Below are 17,660 nucleotides of genomic sequence, written 5' to 3'. Positions count from 1 at the left end.
GTTCGCGTCGCTTAAAGCGGACGAATCCGCCCGACGTCCGGCTTGTCCACGAACGCCGCGAATGCATCGCGCAACCGCTCCCCCTCGTCCATCGCCTGGCGCCATGCGCGGATGCGGGCGTCGTGGTCGAGGCCGTAGAACTTGAAGTCGCTGCGGTCGATGAGCTTGCCGCGAGGCATCTTTGTCAGAAAGTCATGGCTTGGCGCTACGATCAGGACGTTGTCGAGCCAGCCACGGTTCGGTCCGCGCGCGGCACGGCGCCATGGCAGCGCCTTGTCCAGCCAGCCCGGCACGATGTGCTCCGAGAAATGGGGGTACAGCACGATGTCGCTGGACGCCTGTCGCGCCATGCGCGCATACGGCAGCGCCAGGTTGTAGTCGATGATGCCGCCATCCCAGTAATGGCCGGGCGGCGCGCCGGCGATGTCGCGCACCGGCTTCATCAGCACGTGGCGCGCGCGGGAACCAGTCGCCGAACACCCATTGGTCGAGCGCGCGGAACACGAGGCCCTTGGGACCGCCTGCCGCAGCGGGCACGACGGCAACATCCTGCGCGCGCAGGCCATGCGCGCGGATCTGGGCGAGGGCCAGCGACCCGGCGTGGAAAGTCAGTGCGCACATCCCGAAATTATCGCAGGAAGAGCGCGCTTGCGTAGGCTCAAGGGACGACGGGTGGCGCTCCGTAACATGGACCGGTCGCCCTTCCGGTCCGTATGCCTGGAGTCAGCATGACCAGTAGATATTGTGCCTTGTTAATGCTGATGATCGCGGCGCTCCTGGCGCCGTACGACCTCGCATGGGCGCGCATTTCCCCCGACGCCGGCACGGACCCGGCGGTCGTCATCGAACGCCACGTCCGGCATTACGTGGTCGAACCGGACGGTACATACCGGCTCACGGTGGACGACGCGCGGACCATCGCAGGACAGCATGCCGTGCGTGACAGCAGCCGGTTCGCCATCCGCTACAGCGCGACGCTGGACGAGATCGTGTCGGTGGAGGCATGCATCCACAAGCCGGATGGACGGCGCGTGCCGGTGCCGCCGGACGCTATCCAGGATGACGTCACCGCCGACATACTTTCTGGCACGCGCACGCGAACCGTCGTGTTCCGCGACGTGGCGATCGGCGACCAGCTCGTCGTGCACTATGTCGTCCGGCGCCACACGCCCGCCGTTCCCGGCCAGTTCGAAGGCCTCACCGTCATGCCGTTCCAGGTCCACAGGAACACGATGGTCATCTACGACATGCCGGCATCGATGCCGCTGCATGCGGACGCCGTCGGCTTCGTCCCAGTCCCGGGCGACAGTCCGCCGGGCCGAAGACGCTACCAGTGGCATTACCAGGAGAGCCAGGCCGGCGGCGGCAACGGCCGCGTCGAGGCCGATGCGGTCAGCGTCATCGACGACGGGCAGCGCCTGGCCGTCTCGACGTTCACCGACTATCCAGCCCTCGCCACCGCTCTCCGCACAGCGACGGCCGGCAAGGCGCTGCCCTCTCCGGCCATCGCGGCGCTGGCGCACCAGTTGACCGCCGCCGTGCCGGCGACGGATGCGCGCGCCCGCGTGCTGGCGCTGACGGAATGGGTCCGGAACAATATCCACCATGTCGGTGCCCRCAGCGCGGCCGGCGTGGTGCCGCATCCCGCCAGCACCATTCTCGACACGCGCCGCGGCGATGGCAAAGACCACGCCGCGCTGCTGGAAGCACTGCTGACAGCCACCGGCATCGCCAGCACGCCGGCCCTCGTGAACGGCGGCACTGCCTACCGGTTGCCGGATGCGCCGGTGCTGGGCGTACTGGACCACGTGCTCGTGTACGTGCCCTCGCTGGACCTGTTCCTCGACCCGGCTGTCCCGACCGTCAGGGCCGGCTACCTGCCGCCGGTCCTGCTGGGCAAGCCGGCGCTGCTGCTCAAGACCGGCACCTTTGCGATGACGCCCGTGCTGCAGCCGCAAAAGATCCGCAGCGTGGTCACGGTGGACGCCCGGCGCGATGGGCGCGGCAGCTTCGCGGGCTACCAGGCCGTATCCGGTGCGCTGGCCGAGCCCTTGCGCGCGCTGGCGCACACGGACGTGGCGACCGGCCGCGAACGCGGCACCGATCACATGCTGCACGATCCGATCCGCCACGACGGCATGCATGAAGGTGCGGCGGTCGCTACCGCGGCGGTCGCTACCGCGGCGGCCACCAGCACCGGCGACAACGATGACTATCGCCTGCCGTTGTCCGGCACCAGCGTCGAACCCGGCGGCCTGGGGCCAGGCGCAACATTCACGCTCACCGACCGCGCCTGGAGCCCCGTAACCGCTGCCGTGGCGGACCTGCTGCGCGAACGCGAGCGGCACCACGACTTCGTCTGCCCGGCCATCGACGCCGAGGACGAGATCCGCGTACGCCCGCCGCAAGGCCTGCGCTTCGCCGCGCTGCCCCGGCCGGCCGGCGTGATCGTGGGCGGGATCTTTTACCAGGCCACGTATGCACGCGAGGGCAATGCCGTGCTCGTCAGGCGCCGCCTGACGTTCCGCCACGGCCGCGCGACGTGCACGCCGATCGACGCCCGCGCCATGCGGCCGGCACTGGACCGCATCCGGCGCGACCTGCTCGCCCGGATCGCCCTCACGTCGGGCAGGCCGGACGCGACATCAGGCACGGTCGTCTCGCGCAAACGCCTCGCGCCACCCGCGCGCGCGCAACGCGGCCACGGCCTCGTCCGTGAGGTCGAAGCGCAGGTCGACGCGGTCGCGTCCGGAACGGTAGCCGGCGGGCCAGCGGGCGATCTCGACGAAGCCGCAGCGCCGGAAGAAGCCGGCCGTATGCGGATGCGTATCGACCGTCACATAGCGGGGCCGCAGCTTGCGGCCGGCCATGTGCAGCAGGCGATAGGCCAGCAGGGCGCGGCCGATGCCGGTGCCGTGGCGGTCCGCCCGCACGAGACCGAACACGAGGGTGCCGAGGTCATAGAACTCGGAGAGTTCATAGCCGCCGAAGCCGACGATGCCGCTGTCGTCCACGACGACGAACAGCGGGCCGTCCGGGTCGTCCAGCGCGGAACGCAGCCATGATTCTTCCGACGCCGGGAAATGCGCCGGTACGTTGGAACGGAATGCGGCCAGCACGCCCTTGCGGTCGTCCGGTCGATAACGCCTGATATGTGGTTTCATGGTGTCGTATCGATATATGGCGTTGGTTCGCCGGATTGCCATTCAGAACACCCGCAAAATAAATCGCGAAATGATTAGGTGAATCCGCCCTGGACCTGTATATTCAATCGGGCACAACGTCAAGTTCTCGTCATTGCTGGTTTCTTTCCCGTCTCGCCTTTCCGGGCATTCCTGTTTGATCCCCTTTGTTACATCTCTTGTTCGCCTGTGCGTATCGGGCATTCGCTCTCAATATTTATCTCAAAGGTATGTAAATCAATGGCTACTCAAACCGGCATCGTGAAATGGTTCAATGACTCCAAAGGCTTCGGCTTCATCGCTCCCGATGCGGGCGGTGACGATCTGTTCGCGCACTTCAAGGACATCCAGTCGGAAGGCTTCAAGAGCCTGACCGAGAACCAGCGTGTCTCGTTCGAACGCGCCTCCAGCCCGAAGGGCGACAAGGCAAGTAATATCCGCGCGATCTGACGTCCGGTCCGGCGGACGGTGCGCACCACGCAGATAGCATGGGCGCCGGTCACGCGGACCACGCAGCGCCGACAAGCCCGCCTCGTGCGGGCTTTTTCTTTGTCCGGTCGTGAGCGACGCCGGTCCGGACGATGCCTTTTGAATAGGCAGGTGCATAACGAAACGTGCTCCTTGTCCACGCTTGTGATGGCCGTTACATTAGTGCCATGCAACCCGATGAAACCATTACCGTCGAGGACGCCGTGCAGGTGCTGGCCATGGTCGGCGACCTGTCCATGGGCCTGCCGCCGGATCACTCCATCCGCACGGCGCGCCTGGCCGCCCGGCTGGCGGAGGAAAACGGCGACGGGGCCGACGCTTGCACGAGCACGCGCCTCGTCGCGCTGCTGCGCTGGTCGGGCAGTACGGCGACGGCGGCCGGGTTCGCGCACCTGCTGGGCGACGACGTCCTTGGCCGGCATGCGATGGTCACGCGTACGCTGTCCGGCCACAGCGCCCTCACGTTCGCCAACGTGCTGCCGCTGGCGCAGATGCAGTGCGAAGTGGCGGGCGACATCGCCGTGCTGCTCGGGTTGCCGGGCGACGTCGAGAACAGCCTGCGCCACCTGTTCGGCAGCCATCATCGCGGCGACATGCAGGACCTGCTGTTCGCCCCGAACATCCCGCGCGCCGTGTTCTATGTGCGCCTCGCTGGCGACCTGGAAGTGCTGGCGCCCGCGCATGGCACGGATGGCGCGCTGTGCCTGATCGGCGAGCGCGCCGGCGTGAAGTATCCGGCCACCTTGGTCCAGCGCCTGTCGCCGCACGCGCAGGACTGGCTCGCCATGCTCGATGAACCGTCGTGCGCGGCCGACTATCCCGGCCACGACCGGCGCGTGGCACTGTCCATCGTGGCCGACGTCATCGAGCTGAAACTGCCGTGGCTGACTGGGTATTCGCGCCGCGTGGCGGCGCTGGCGCGGCGCAGCGCTTCGCTGGCCGGCATGCTGGCGCTGGAAGAAAGCCCGCTCGTACGCGCCGCCCTGCTGCACGGCATCGGCAAGGTGGCCGTGCCGAACGTCGTGTGGGAGCGCCCGGGCAAGCTCGCCGAGGCCGACTGGGACCAGGTGCGCAAGGTACCGTTCTGGACGGCGCGCGCGGGGACGCAGATTCCCGCGATCCAGGGCGAGACGACGCTCGCCTCGTTCATCTACGAACGCCTCGACGGCAGCGGCTATTTTCGCAAGGCGCGAGGAGATGCGATGGGCATGCAGGAACGCCTGCTGTCAGCGGCCGCCGCGTTCGTCTCGCTGCGCTCACCGCGTCCATGGCGTCCGGCACATGGCGAGGCGGCGGCATCCACGTTGATGACGGCACAGGCAGCCGCCGGACGCTTCGACCGGCGTGCGGTGGAAGCCGTCCTCGCCGCGGTGCGCGCGCCGGCGCCCTCTTCTCCCGTGCGCGACCGCCTGCTGTCCGAGCGCGAACTGGAAGTGCTGCGCCACATCAGCCAGGGCGAGACGAGCCGCGAAGCCGCGCGCGCCATGCGCATCAGTCCAGCGAGCGTACGCATGCACGTCGACAATATTTTCCAGAAACTGGAGTCAGGGTCGCGACCGGCCGCCACGTTGAAGGCGCTCGCGCGCGGGCTCATCTGATGTCCGCACGCGCTGAAACGACATAGCACGGCCGCCTACGCTGCGGGTGTCAATGTCCGGATCGGCCAGGCGCAGCTGCGGTGCCGCTCGCCTGCTCCCACTTGCGTAGCACCAGGTCGTGACGGCGGGTCTGCTCTTCCCACTGGGATAACAAGGCATCCATGCGACGCCGCTGCGTCGCCGCGGCGTCAAGTTGCTCGCTTGACCTCTTGAGCTGTGCTTCGTAGGCCTGCGCCAGCCGCTCACCCTGCTCAGCGGATTGACCCGACGGTGCACGTTGCATCCAATCCGTGAGGAATGAAATGAACACGATGCTCGTCAGCCAGAAGACGATGGAAAAACCGAACGCTCTCAAAAGAAATCGAAAAATATCTTTGCTCATGCTCCACTCTCGTCAAACCATCTCGTCCGTGCTCGCCTAGTCCGTATGCAACTGCATCATCGCCGCATTCATCTTGCCCTCGCACACCATCGGAATGATGCGCAGGCTTTTGTCGATGGCGTCTTCGATCAGGGTCTGCTCTTCGCGGCGCGGGCGGTGCAGCACGAAGTCGGCGACGCCCTGCTGCAGGTTCAGCGTGCGCGGATGGCCGATGCCGAGGCGCAGGCGCCAGTAATCCTGGGTGCCGAGGGCGGCCGTGATGTCCTTCAGGCCATTGTGCCCGCCCGAGGAACCACCGCGCTTGAGCTTGGCGGCGCCGGGCGGCAGGTCGAGTTCGTCGTGCACGACGAGGATTTCTTCCGGCGCGATCTTGAAGAAGCGCGCCAGCCCGCCCACGGACTGGCCGGAACGGTTCATGTAGGTCAGCGGTTCGAGCAGCCAGACGTCCTTGCCCGAGATCGATGTCTTGGCGACCATGGCATTGAAGCGCGATTCGCGCTGCAAATGACAGCCGGGCAAGGCGTTGGCGAGGTTGTCGACCAGCCAGAAGCCGGCGTTGTGACGGGTTTGTTCATATTCCGGGCCGGGGTTGCCGAGGCCGACGATCAGGCGGATGTGCATAAAGCGTCTATCAGTGCGTAAAGCTCGATTATCGCGGAAAACGCGACCGTCCTGCCCCGTTCGATGACGATAAACGCGTCCGGCCGTGCTCGCCGGTATCCGCGGACCGCCACGTCGCGGCCGGCACCGGCCCATCGGCGCCCGCCTCATCCGCCTGGTTGCTTATTTACTGGCCGCCACCGCCTCCAGGATCACGTTGGCGACATCCACCGGACGCGACTGTTGCGGCACGTGGCTGGTCGGCAGTTCCGTCGTCTTCGCGCCGATGGCCTTCGCGAAGCGGCGCTCCAGGTCGGGCTGGATCATGCGGTCGTTCTTGCTGACGATGTACCAGCTCGGATGCTTGCGCCATGCGGCGACCGTCGTCTTGTCGCCGAAGGCCTTGACGGCGATCGGGCCCTGCGTGGCGGCCATGACGGCGGCCTGGGGCGCGGGCACGTCCTGGGCGAAGTCTTCCTTCAGCACGAGCGGCGGCAGGCTGGCGAAACCGGCCTTGTCGACCGCCAGTTTGGTGATGCCCGGCGCGGGCGGCAGGTCCTTGCCGAGGTCGCTCGTGGCCTGGCCGGCGTCCGGTGCGAAGGCGGCCACGTAGACGAGGCTCGCCACCTTGTCGCCGGCGCCCGCTTCCGTGATCACGGTCCCGCCCCAGGAGTGGCCGACCAGCACGACCTTGCCCGGCTGGTTGTCGATCGCGCGCTTCGTCGCGGCGACGTCGTCGGCCAGCGAGGTCAGGCTGTTCTGGACGGCCGTCACCTTGATGCCCTTGACCTGCAGCAGCGGGATCACCTTGGCCCAGTCGGAACCGTCGGCGAAGGCGCCATGGACGATGACGACGGATGGCTGCCCGGCATTGGCGGCCTGGGCGAATCCGGTACCGGCAGCGGCGATGGCGGCGGCCGCCGCCAGGGTGCGCAGGCCGTGCTTCAGGGTGGAAATCGATGCTTTCATGATGGGCTCCTTTGTGTTCGTGGTTCGGTTGTCGATGGAGCCAGTGTAGAGAGACAGGCCCGGCTGCGGTATCGGTCGATCGACCGACCCCGATCCCTATCGGAAGATGGGGGCGGACAGCCGGCCGCCGCTTGCCGCCACCCGGCATTGTCACTACAGTATCGGGATGCAGATCGACAATACCGTCACCGTCGAAGAAGCCGTCCAGGCCTTGGCCATGGTCGGAGACCTTTCCATGGGCCAGTCGACCGATGGCTCGATCCGCGCGGCACGGCTCGCAGCGCGCCTGGCGGCAGCGGATGGCGCCACGCCGGATGCCTGCTGTCATGCGCGCCTTGTCGCCCTGCTGCGCTGGTCCGGCTGCACGGCGAACGCGTCCGGCTTTGCGACACTGCTCGGCGACGACGTCGGCGGCCGCGAAGCCATGCTCGCGCACACGCTGCCGGCCGGTCACCCGCTCACCGTCACGAGCGTGACGCCGCTGGCGCGCATTCACTGCGAGGTGTCGGGAGACATTGCCYGTCTGCTGGGCCTGCCGGCCGAAGTCGAGGCCGGTTTGCGTCATGTCTGGGAACATTACGACGGCAATGGATTGCCGGAACGGCTGCGCGGTCCGGCCATCCCGGCGGTCGTCTTCACCACGAGCCTGGCCGGCGACCTCGAGATTCTCGCGCGCACGCACGGCCTGGACGAGGCGTTGCGCATGATCGCGGGGATGGCCGACCGCAAGTATCCGGCATCGCTCGTGCATGTRCTGACGGACCAGGCCCGTGCGTGGCTGGACGAACTGGAGACGCCCGCGCAGGCGCCGGCCGATGCGATGCTGGCGCGCCGTGTTCCGTTGAGCATCGTGGCCGACATGATCGAACTGAAGCTGCCATGGCTGACCGGATACTCACGTCGCGTGGCCGAGCTCGTGGAAGCCGCGGCCGCGCTGGCCGACCTGCCGCCGGCCCAGCAACAAATCCTGGGCCGCGCCGCCCTCATCCACGGCATCGGCCGCGCGGCGGTGCCGAACACGGTGTGGGAACGCGATGGCCGGCTCAGCGCGGCCGACTGGGAAAAGATCCGGCTGGTACCGTACTGGACCGCACGCGCCGGCGCCCAGATCCCCGCGCTGCGCGCCGAGGCCGCGCTGGCCTCGCATGCCTACGAGCGGCTGGACGGCAGCGGCTATTTCCGCAACCTCGACGCCGACGGGCTCGGGCAGCCGCAGCGCCTGCTGGCGGCCGCGTGCGCCTATGTGGCACTGTGCATGCCGCGGCCGTGGCGTCCGGCCTATCCTGCCGACGAGGCCGCGCGCATGCTGGCGGAGCAGGCCGGCGCCTTCGATGCCGACGCCATTCGAATCGTGTTAAGGGCGGCCGGCGCTCCGGCGGCCGGCACCCCGGGACCGGCCGCGCCTGTCCGCAAGAGCCTGCTCTCGGACCGCGAGATCGAAGTGCTGCGCCGCATCAGCCTGGGCGAAAGCAACAAGGAAGCAGCGCGCGTCATGCAGATCAGCCCGTCGACCGTGCGCACGCACGTGGAAAGCATCTTCCGCAAGCTGGCATGTTCGACGCGCGCCGCAGCCACGCTGAAAGCGCTGAACCTGGGCCTGATCTAGCCAACAAAAAACCCGCCGGACTCGCGTCGCGACGGGTTTGATGGTGTCCGCCGGACGAGCCGGCGGTCAGCGCAGGAATTACTCTGCAGCGGCTTCGGCCGTTGCTGCACCGCGCGGGATCGACGAGGTGGCGACGGTCTGGTCCTGGCCGTGGGCGACCACGGTCACGCCTTCCGRCAGGTTCAGCTGCGACACGTGGATTGACTGACCGGCTTCCAGCGTCGACAGGTCGACGGTGATGAATTCCGGCAGTTGGCCCGGCAGGCAGGACACTTCCAGTTCGTTCAGCACGTGCGACACGATGGCGCCGCTCAGCTTGACGGCCGGCGAGATCTCGGCGTTGACGAAGTGCAGGGTGACCTTGGTGTGGATCGGCTGCGAAGCGTCGACGCGCTGGAAGTCAGCGTGCAGGACCAGTTGCTTGTATGCGTGCATCTGGAAGTCGCGCAGCAGGACTTTCTGGGCTTTGCCGTCCAGTTCCAGATCCAGGATCGAACCGTGGAAAGCTTCTTTCTTGAGCGCGTGGAACAACGCGTTGCCATCCAGGGCGATCAGTTCCGGGGCAGCGGCGCCACCGTAGATGATGCCAGGGGTCTGGCCAGCGTTGCGCAGGCGGCGGCTCGCTCCGGTCCCCTGCTGAGTGCGGGCAAATGCGACTACTTTCATGGTGTTACTCCAATTGTGTTGGGCCCGAATGCCGGCATCTGCCGGCCCGGTTGCCCGGGTTGTGATGTCCCCGCGACCAGGGACATCGATAAAAGAGCGCACTCGCGCACGCTCAAGAAATTCTGTGAAGCTTTGATACGCCAACGGCGCGCCGGTTTTTACCTTGCGCGCCGTGATCGGCAATTCAAATTTTTGGTGGGCACGGGGTGCCCACCCTACGACATTTTTTACGGCATGATCATCCGGCCGTAGGGTGGGCATTTGGGGCCGGGGGCCTCAAATGAAACGTGCCCACCATGCATATCGCGAAATTAATCGACGAACAGCGAAATGACCGAATCGCCCTTGACGATACGCTTGAAGGTCTCGGCCAGCAGCGGTGCACAGGTCAGCTGGCGGATCTTGCCGCAAGCCTGGCCGGCCGCGCTCAGCGGGATCGTGTCGGTCACGACCAGCTCGTCCAGCGGCGAGTTCGAGATACGCTCGATTGCCGGGCCGGACAGCACCGGGTGCGTGCAGTATGCGACGACTTTCTTCGCGCCACGCGATTTCAGCACTTCGGCGGCCTTCGTCAGCGTACCTGCGGTGTCGACCATGTCGTCCATGATCACGCAGTTGCGGCCTTCGACTTCGCCGATGATGTTCATGACTTCCGACACGTTCGCCTTCGGGCGGCGCTTGTCGATGATCGCCAGGTCGCAGCCGAGGCGCTTGGCCAGCGCACGGGCACGCACCACGCCGCCGACGTCCGGCGACACGACGAGCAGGTCGTCGTAGTTGCGCTTCTGCAGGTCGCCCAGCAGCAGCGGCGACGCGTAGATGTTGTCGACCGGGATATCGAAGAAGCCCTGGATCTGGTCGGCGTGAAGGTCCATGATCAGGACGCGCTCGACGCCGGCTTCCTGCAGCATGTTGGCGACCACCTTGGCCGAGATCGCGACGCGCGCCGAACGCGGACGGCGGTCCTGGCGGGCATAGCCGAAGTACGGAATCGCCGCGGTGATGCGGCCTGCCGATGCGCGCTTGAGAGCGTCGACCATCAGCATGATTTCCATCAGACTGTCATTGGTGGGAGCGCAGGTCGATTGCAGAACGAAGACGTCCTTGCCACGAACGTTCTCGTTGATTTCGACCATGACTTCGCCGTCGGAGAACTTCGAGACCACGGCTTTGCCGAGAGGAATGCCGAGGTTTTTTGCGACCCCTTCTGCTAGCGCCGGATTGGCATTGCCGGTAAAAACCATCAGGTTTTCGTAAGCCATGGGAGTCCCAGAGATGTAAGAAGCGTTGAAAGAACTTGAAAAGCAGCTAATCGTCGGATGATTAACGCTGAACCACAAAAAAAAATGAGCCGCTCATTGGCGGCTCCATTTTTATCTGCCTGCTGGAGCACTCGTCATCATCAGCTCAGGCAAAGAAACTTTGGCAGGGGAACAAGGATTCGAACCTTGGTATGCCGGAATCAAAATCCGGTGCCTTAACCAGCTTGGCGATTCCCCTACACTGAAACTTACAGCTTGTCGCTGCACTCGATTATTATATCGCCGAATGCGTCGACAGGCAAAATTTTATTCTACAACTCATTGATTTGCAAGAGCGATTTTCATCGGATGTCGTTGCAGCGCTTTTGCTTTCCACGCTCTCCACCGGGTTGGCACCTGCTTCAGTACCCGCTCGGCTTCCTGCTCTGTGGAAAATGCGCAAAACACGCACGATCCGGAACCAGTCATCCTGGCCGCTCCGTAACCACCCAACCATTCGATCGCCTCTGCTACCGGCGGGAACAAACGGGTTGCCACGTCCTGCAAATCATTTTTTCCAAATTCAATCAAATCCTTCGATTCGACGTGGCGTCTGGAAAAGTCCGATATTGTGATGGCTTTCGTGTCTCTTGTCAAATCGGGCGCGGTGAAAATCGCAACAGTGGGGACGGCGACACCCGGCTCGATGACGACGTACCAGCAATCCGGTCCCGGCACCGCTTGCAGCGCCTCGCCCACGCCCTCCGCAAACGCCGTCTCGCCGAACAGGAAGAACGGGATGTCGGCACCCAGCGGCAGGCCCAGTGCGATCAGCTCGGCATCCGTCAATCCGGCCTGCCACAAATGATTGGCCGCCATCAACGCCGTGGCCGCATCCGACGAGCCGCCGCCGAGGCCGCCGCCCATCGGCAGCCGCTTGTCGACGGCCACGGAGATGCCCGGTGGCAGGCGGCCGTGGCGGCGCGCGTATTCGGCCTGCAGCGCGCGCAATGCGCGCACGATCAGGTCATGCTCCTCGGGCACGCCCGGCACATCCGTCGTGCGCACGATGCGGTTGTCGTCGCGCAGGTCGAAGTGCAGCGTATCGCTGCGGTCGATCAACTGGAACACCGACTGCAGCAAATGGAAACCGTCCGCCCGGCGGCCGACGACGTGCAGGAACAGGTTCAGTTTGGCCGGCGCCGGGCAGTCGTGCAACGCCCGCATCACGATTCCCCCACCGGTGCGACGATGATGCGGATCGCCAGTTCGCCACCGCCGCCGGTGGCGCCGCGGGCGACGTCGATGCGGCGCGGCATCGGCTGACCGCCCGGACCGTTCTGCCATTCGACGAAGCGCAGGCGCCAGCCGTCGCTGGTGACCACGCTGTCATGGCCCGGCGATGCGGCGAAGCGCTTGCCGCCGGACTCGACGGCATAACCCTGCAGCCAGTCGCGCAGGCCGCTCACGGGCAGCGTCCAGCCCAGCGTTTTCGCGGTCAGGGTATCGATGTCCTTTTCGACCAGCGGCGCGCGGCCGGATTGCGTCAGCGTGGCGGCCGTCGGGGTCACGTTGACCAGCGCGACCGTCTGCCCCAGCGGAGAGAACAGCGACACGTCGATTTTGCCCGGGCGCTGCAGCCAGGTGAAATTCACCGTGATCGATTGCGGCTGGCCATCCTTCTCGTAATTGGCCGACAGCTTGCCTTCGAGGTCGATCGTGTCGCGGTAGGCGCCTACCTGGGCGGTCGGGTTGGCGAGCGGGGCGTTGGTGGCGCATCCGGCCAGGACGGCGGCGAATGCGACTGCGGAAACGAAACGAGAAAGTGGATGCATCGGATGAAATAAGCGAAATTCAATAAACCGGCGGACGCTTGCCGGTCAGCGAAGGTAGGGTGGGGTATGTGAGGCCGGTGGCCTCACATACGAACGTGCCCACGCGTCACGCCAACATATCGCAAACRTCACGCGTGGGCACAGGAGTGCCCACCCTACCCATTGTTTCACAGAGTCTGGTGCAGGCGCGCTAACGTACTCTTGAGTGCATCGTTCTTCGGATCCTTGGCCTGGGCCTCGCGCCAGAGCTTGCGCGCATCGTCCTTCCGGCCCTTCTTCCACAGCACTTCGCCCAGGTGGACCGCGATTTCCGGGTCGTTGCGCAGCGTGTAAGCCTTGCGCAGATGGGTCTCGGCCTCGTCCAGCTTACCCATGCGATATTGCACCCAGCCCATGCTATCGAGGATGAACGGGTCATCCGGCGCCATTTTGAGGGCCTTGGCGATCAACTGATGGGCTTCCTTCAGGCGCACGTTGCGGTCGGCCAGCGAATAGCCGAGCGCATTGTAGGCCTGCATATTGTCCGGGGATTTGGCGATGACCTTGCGCAGCGATTTTTCCATCACGGCCGTCTTGCCCATCTTCTCGGCCATCAGCGCATAGTCGTACAGGAAATCCATATTATCCGGGAAGCGCTTGATGCCCTGCTCCATCAGCTTGAACGCGTCCTGGGGCTGGCCCGCGTCGCGCAGGATTTGCGCTTCCACGAGCACGATCTGCGCCTGCCCGGTCTTGTCTTCCGTCTTGAGGGTGCCCAGCAGCTTGCGCGCGCCGGCGACGTCGCCCTGCTTCGCCGTCAGCTGGGCGCRGCGCAGTTCGGCGCCGAACTGGACCTTCGGGTCTTCGCTGTCGAGCCGGTCGAGCCAGTCGGCCGCGGCCTTGTAATCGCCCCGCTCCTCGGCCAGCTGGGACAGGATCATCACGGCCTTCGAGGGATCGCGCTCGTCTTCCGGCGTCTTTTCCATCAGCTCGACGAAGCGGGTGAAATACTGCTCGGCGGTACGGGCATCGTTCATTTGCATCGACAGGATGCCGAGCGCATACAGCGTGCCGGGGTTGTCGGGCTGAGCCTTGTCGAGCGTGAGGAATTCCTGGCGGGCGGCATCGTACTGCTTTTCGTTGACGAGCAGGCGCGCATACGCGGCGCGCACGTCGCGCGCATCCGGGTGGGCGGCCAGGAAATCCTTCAGCACCTTGACGGCGCCGCCCTCGTCCTCGCTGACCTGGGCCAGGGTCAGCGCGGCGATCTCGGAATCGGGCTTGATCTGCAGCGCAGCCTGGGCTTCGCGCCGGGCCGCGGTCTTGTCGTTGCGCGCCAGCGCCGCCTGCGCGAGCACGACGTGGGTCTCCATCAGGTTGCCGTAAGGCGCGACGAGGCGCTCGAGCATGGCGACGGCGGCATCCTTGTCCCTGGCGCGCAGCAGCAGCTGCTGCATCTGGAACATCACGAGGCCGCGCGCGGCCGGCGTTGCTTCCGCCAGGCGCTGTTTCAAGATATTTTCAGCCTCGCCGAGGTTGTCGGACAGGATCACCAGCCCCAGATAGTACTGGCCGGCCTCTTCGGAGTCCGGTGCGTACTGGCGCCATAGCTTGACCGCGGCGAGCGCGTCGTCGGCCTGCTTGGCGGACAGCGCCATCTCGGCGGCGCGCTTGGCCAGGCGCGGGTCCTTCGTCTGCTGGGCCAGGCTCATCATCGTGAGGTACGGGCCTTGCCAGTCGCCGTTCTTGAACGACATCTCGGCCTGCATCAACTGGGCCATCATGGATGGCGTCATGTTGACGTTCGGTAGTTTCTCGTCCTCGTCACCCGCTTTCGTGGTGCCGGCATCGGGATGGTCCCGGGCTTCGGCGGCGGCGAGCGGCTGGTCGGACTGGTCCCGGGCCGGCTGCTGCCTGGGCGCCACGGCACAGGCCGACAGCAGTGCGGAGAGGGTTACAATGGCGAAAGCGTTTTTCAAGGCAAGTCCCACGTCATCGAGATTGTCCGATTCTACGCCATGCACCCGCTGCGCGTGCGCCGCTGCAACACGAATTTACATTCATTTCACGTTATCCATCTTACATGCCTGAGTTACCAGAAGTCGAAGTCACCCGGCGTGGGGTTGCCCCGCATTTGGAGGATCGCGTCGTCGAAGACGTCGTGCTGCGCCGCGAAGGCCTGCGCTGGCCATTTCCGCCGAATTTACGCGAGCTGCTCGCGGGCCGCCGCATCCTGGGCACGGGCCGGCGCGGCAAGTATCTGCTGTTGAAATTTGAACATGGCACGCTGATCATCCACCTCGGCATGTCCGGCCACTTGCGCGTGCTGCCGGAAGGCGTCGAGCTCAAGAAGCACGACCACTTCGACCTCGTCGTGCGCGGGCCGGAGGGCCGGCGCGTGCTGCGGTTGCACGACCCACGCCGCTTCGGCGCCGTCCTCTGGCATGGCCACGACGACGGCGAACTGGAACAGCATGTGCTGCTGCGCGACCTGGGCGTCGAACCGCTCGAAGACAAGTTTTCCGGCGCCCTGCTGCACCAGGCCACGCGCAACCGCAGCGCGCCGATCAAGCAAGTCCTGCTGGCCGGCGACATCGTCGTCGGTGTGGGCAATATCTACGCCTGCGAAAGCCTGTTCCGCGCCGGCATCAACCCGAAAACGGCCGCCGGCAAGATCAGCCGGGCCCGCTATGACAGGCTGGCCGAGGCCATCCGCGACATCCTTGCGGCCGCCATCGTGCAAGGCGGCAGCACGTTGCGTGACTTTATTGCCGTAAATGGTCAATCGGGCTATTTCCAGCAGACATATTTCGTCTATGATCGTACGGGAGTGCCTTGCCGCAACTGTGGCACGCCGGTCCGCCAGATCAAGCAGGGCCAGCGGTCCACGTTCTATTGCGCGGTCTGCCAGCGGTAAGGTCATCGACGAGGCGCGCAGGGACACCAATATATGCAGGATTTGCAACACTACGCGGACTGGCGCGCACAAGTCGCCCAGGCGCTGGAAGACTATCGGAGCTGGGCCCAGGCGGCCGAGCTGCTGGACGGGGCGGCGGAGCAGCGCGTCGCGCGTGCGCTCGCACGCTTGCGCGACGACCGGTTGTCGATCGCGTTCGTGGCCGAGTTTTCGCGCGGTAAATCGGAGCTGATCAACGCCATCTTCTTTGCCGACTACGGCCAGCGCATCGTGCCGTCGAGCCCCGGCCGCACGACGATGTGCCCGACCGAATTCGCCTGGGAGCCGAAACTGGCGCCCTGCATCCGCCTGCTGCCGATCGAGACGCGCGCCGAGCGCCTGGCCACGGGCGACTACCGCGACGTGCCGGAAGCGTGGACCGTGCTGCCGCTGGACCTGTCCGCGCCCGAGCGCATGCACGAGAGCTTTCTGCAGGTGAGCCTGACGCGCCGCGTCAGCCCCGGCGAGGCCCAGCGCTACGGCCTGTACGATCCCGACGATCCCGACCTCGCCGCCACCCTGGGTGACGACGGCCTCGTCGAGATCCCGCGCTGGCGCCACGCACTCATCAACGTGCCGCATCCGCTCCTGCAACAAGGGCTCGTGATCCTCGACACGCCGGGGCTGAACGCGATCGGCACGGAACCGGAACTGACGCTGAACCTGATCCCGAACGCGCACGCCGTGCTGTTCATCCTGGCCGCCGAGACGGGCGTCACCAAGAGCGACATAACCGTCTGGCGTACGCACATTGGGGGCGAATCGGGAACAACTGCGGGACGCATGGTCGTGCTGAACAAGATCGATGCGCTGTGGGACGAACTCCGGACGCCGCGCGACATCGAGGCCGCCATATCTCGCCAGCAGCAGGACGCGGCCCGGCTGCTGGGCGTGGCCGACGCGCAGGTGTATCCCGTCTCCGCGCAGAAGGCCCTCGTCGGCAAGATCACGGGCGATTACGCGCTGTTCGAAAAGAGCCGCCTCGGCGCGCTGGAAGCGGCGCTGTTCCATGAACTGATTCCGGCGCGCCAGGACATCCTGCGCCGCCAGCTGCAGGACGACCTCGCCGCATTGACGGGCGCCCAGGCCGCGCTGCTGGCCGCGCGCGGACGCGACCTGGTCGAGCAGCTGCAGGAGCTGCAAAGCCTGCGCGGCAAGAACCAGGGCGTGATCGCCCACATGATGCGCCGCGTCGAGATGGAAAAGAAGGAGTTCGACGCCAGCCTGTTCAAGCTGCAGGGCACGCGCGCCGTGTTCACCACGCTGTCGACGGAGCTGTATTCCATCATCGGCATGGACGTCGTGCAGGAGCACGTCGACGCCGTGCGCGGCGCGATGGAAGCCGCGCGCTTCTCGACCGGCATGCGCACGCCGGTGCGCGTCTTCTTCGACCAGGGACGCGCCAGCCTGGATACGGCAGGCGGCAAGATCACCGAGATCGCCGCGATGATGGAGACGATGGTGCGCCGCTTCTCGGCCGAACACGGCCTCGCGCTGGCGCAGCCGGCGCCGCTGGCGCTGGAGCGCTACCGCCGCGAGATCGACGCCATCGAGGCCATCTACCTGAAGCAGTTCGGCACCGCGACGCTGCTCGTCACGAGCCGTGGCGCGCTGCTCGAACGCTTCTTCGATTCGATCGCGTCGCGGGTGAAATCCGCGTTCCGCGAGGCGAACGGCGACGTCGAGGCGTGGTTGAAGATCATCATGGCGCCGCTCGAAGCGGCGATCCGCCAGCACCGCGAGCAGCTGCGCCACCGCCAGGCGTCGATCCAGCGCATCCTGGACGCCACCGAAAGCCTGGAACAAAAGATCGCCGCCTTCGAGACGGCCCAACACGACCTGGAGCAGGTCAAGGCGCGCCTGGCGGCGCTGTCCGGCGCCGTCGCCCAGGCGTTGCGCGCCGACCTGCCCGCATTGCAGGCCGCCTGACGGCCCGACCACCGACTTCATGAAACGCAGCACCGACACCGAAACCCTGTCCGACCCGAGCTTTTCGCGCGCCGTCATCGACTGGCAGCGCGCCCACGGCCGCCACGCCCTGCCCTGGCAGAACACGCGCGACGCCTACCGCATCTGGCTGTCCGAAATCATGCTGCAGCAGACGCAGGTGACGGCGGTGCTGGGCTATTACGCGCGCTTTCTGGACCGCTTCCCGAC

The 17,660-nt window shown here is 65.9% G+C and carries 15 protein-coding genes, 1 tRNA gene and 2 pseudogenes; 7 read left to right on the top strand and 11 right to left on the bottom strand.

Annotated features, from left to right (window positions below):
• Positions 1-11: 11 nt before the first annotated feature.
• The gene (locus AC1DYX_RS02995) at positions 12-449 is read right to left on the bottom strand and encodes a hypothetical protein (RefSeq protein WP_477256114.1); all 438 of its coding nucleotides are present in this window, start codon (positions 447-449) and stop codon (positions 12-14) included.
• A 264-nt stretch (positions 450-713) separates the two neighbouring features.
• Here AC1DYX_RS02995 and AC1DYX_RS02990 point away from each other — a divergent pair.
• Positions 714-1,340 (top strand): annotated as a pseudogene (locus AC1DYX_RS02990) (DUF3857 domain-containing protein); the annotation flags it as partial.
• 1,305 nt (positions 1,341-2,645) lie between these two features.
• Here the strand turns inward: AC1DYX_RS02990 and AC1DYX_RS02985 are convergent.
• On the bottom strand, positions 2,646-3,164 hold the full coding sequence (locus AC1DYX_RS02985; protein WP_477256112.1) for a GNAT family N-acetyltransferase: 519 nt from the start codon (positions 3,162-3,164) through the stop codon (positions 2,646-2,648).
• Between the two features lie 258 nt (positions 3,165-3,422).
• On the opposite strand from AC1DYX_RS02985, the gene AC1DYX_RS02980 reads away from it, so the two are divergent.
• Positions 3,423-3,632, top strand: coding sequence for a cold-shock protein (locus tag AC1DYX_RS02980; RefSeq protein WP_477256110.1), 210 nt, complete (start codon positions 3,423-3,425; stop codon positions 3,630-3,632).
• A 206-nt stretch (positions 3,633-3,838) separates the two neighbouring features.
• Positions 3,839-5,269: an HD domain-containing phosphohydrolase gene (locus tag AC1DYX_RS02975; protein WP_477256109.1), complete on the top strand. Its 1,431-nt coding sequence runs from the start codon at positions 3,839-3,841 to the stop codon at positions 5,267-5,269.
• Positions 5,270-5,318: 49 nt separating this feature from the next.
• Here AC1DYX_RS02975 and AC1DYX_RS02970 read toward each other — a convergent pair whose 3' ends face one another.
• The 3 genes from AC1DYX_RS02970 to AC1DYX_RS02960 form a co-directional block, all read right to left on the bottom strand.
• Complete coding sequence (locus AC1DYX_RS02970) at positions 5,319-5,651, bottom strand: hypothetical protein (protein ID WP_477256107.1); 333 nt, start codon at positions 5,649-5,651, stop codon at positions 5,319-5,321.
• Between the two features lie 36 nt (positions 5,652-5,687).
• On the bottom strand, positions 5,688-6,272 hold the full coding sequence (gene pth, locus AC1DYX_RS02965) for an aminoacyl-tRNA hydrolase (protein ID WP_477256105.1): 585 nt from the start codon (positions 6,270-6,272) through the stop codon (positions 5,688-5,690).
• Positions 6,273-6,434: 162 nt separating this feature from the next.
• The gene (locus tag AC1DYX_RS02960) at positions 6,435-7,220 is read right to left on the bottom strand and encodes an alpha/beta fold hydrolase (RefSeq protein WP_477256103.1); all 786 of its coding nucleotides are present in this window, start codon (positions 7,218-7,220) and stop codon (positions 6,435-6,437) included.
• Positions 7,221-7,386: 166 nt separating this feature from the next.
• Between AC1DYX_RS02960 and AC1DYX_RS02955 the strand changes: the two genes are divergently transcribed.
• Positions 7,387-8,826 (top strand): HD domain-containing phosphohydrolase, encoded by a 1,440-nt coding sequence (locus tag AC1DYX_RS02955; RefSeq protein ID WP_477256101.1) that lies wholly within the window; start codon positions 7,387-7,389, stop codon positions 8,824-8,826.
• Between the two features lie 78 nt (positions 8,827-8,904).
• Here the strand turns inward: AC1DYX_RS02955 and AC1DYX_RS02950 are convergent, their stop codons facing one another.
• From AC1DYX_RS02950 to AC1DYX_RS02925, 6 genes are all read right to left on the bottom strand, one after another.
• Positions 8,905-9,492, bottom strand: coding sequence for a 50S ribosomal protein L25/general stress protein Ctc (locus AC1DYX_RS02950; protein WP_477256099.1), 588 nt, complete (start codon positions 9,490-9,492; stop codon positions 8,905-8,907).
• Between the two features lie 311 nt (positions 9,493-9,803).
• Positions 9,804-10,754, bottom strand: a complete 951-nt coding sequence (locus AC1DYX_RS02945; RefSeq protein WP_477256097.1) for a ribose-phosphate pyrophosphokinase — start codon at positions 10,752-10,754, stop codon at positions 9,804-9,806.
• A gap of 161 nt (positions 10,755-10,915) precedes the next feature.
• Positions 10,916-10,992 (bottom strand) — tRNA-Gln (locus tag AC1DYX_RS02940).
• A gap of 80 nt (positions 10,993-11,072) precedes the next feature.
• Positions 11,073-11,960: a 4-(cytidine 5'-diphospho)-2-C-methyl-D-erythritol kinase gene (gene ispE / locus AC1DYX_RS02935; RefSeq protein ID WP_477256156.1), complete on the bottom strand. Its 888-nt coding sequence runs from the start codon at positions 11,958-11,960 to the stop codon at positions 11,073-11,075.
• The gene (locus tag AC1DYX_RS02930) at positions 11,960-12,568 is read right to left on the bottom strand and encodes a lipoprotein insertase outer membrane protein LolB (RefSeq protein ID WP_477256095.1); all 609 of its coding nucleotides are present in this window, start codon (positions 12,566-12,568) and stop codon (positions 11,960-11,962) included. Before AC1DYX_RS02930 ends, ispE begins: the two co-directional genes overlap by 1 nt.
• A gap of 167 nt (positions 12,569-12,735) precedes the next feature.
• Positions 12,736-14,526: a tetratricopeptide repeat protein gene (locus AC1DYX_RS02925; RefSeq protein WP_477256093.1), complete on the bottom strand. Its 1,791-nt coding sequence runs from the start codon at positions 14,524-14,526 to the stop codon at positions 12,736-12,738.
• A 104-nt stretch (positions 14,527-14,630) separates the two neighbouring features.
• On the opposite strand from AC1DYX_RS02925, the gene mutM reads away from it, so the two are divergent.
• From mutM to AC1DYX_RS02910, 3 genes and pseudogenes are all read left to right on the top strand, one after another.
• A complete protein-coding gene (mutM, locus tag AC1DYX_RS02920; protein WP_477256090.1) occupies positions 14,631-15,464 on the top strand; it encodes a bifunctional DNA-formamidopyrimidine glycosylase/DNA-(apurinic or apyrimidinic site) lyase in 834 nt (277 codons plus the stop codon).
• Positions 15,465-15,497: 33 nt separating this feature from the next.
• Positions 15,498-17,432 carry a dynamin family protein gene (locus AC1DYX_RS02915; protein ID WP_477256088.1) on the top strand — a complete coding sequence of 645 codons (1,935 nt, stop codon included), beginning with the start codon at positions 15,498-15,500 and terminating at the stop codon, positions 17,430-17,432.
• Between the two features lie 19 nt (positions 17,433-17,451).
• Positions 17,452-17,660, top strand: a pseudogene (locus AC1DYX_RS02910) (A/G-specific adenine glycosylase); the annotation flags it as partial.

The sequence above is a fragment of the Massilia sp. P2_C2 genome (genome assembly GCF_056404615.1).
This window is presented reverse-complemented; position numbering and strand designations above follow the sequence as displayed.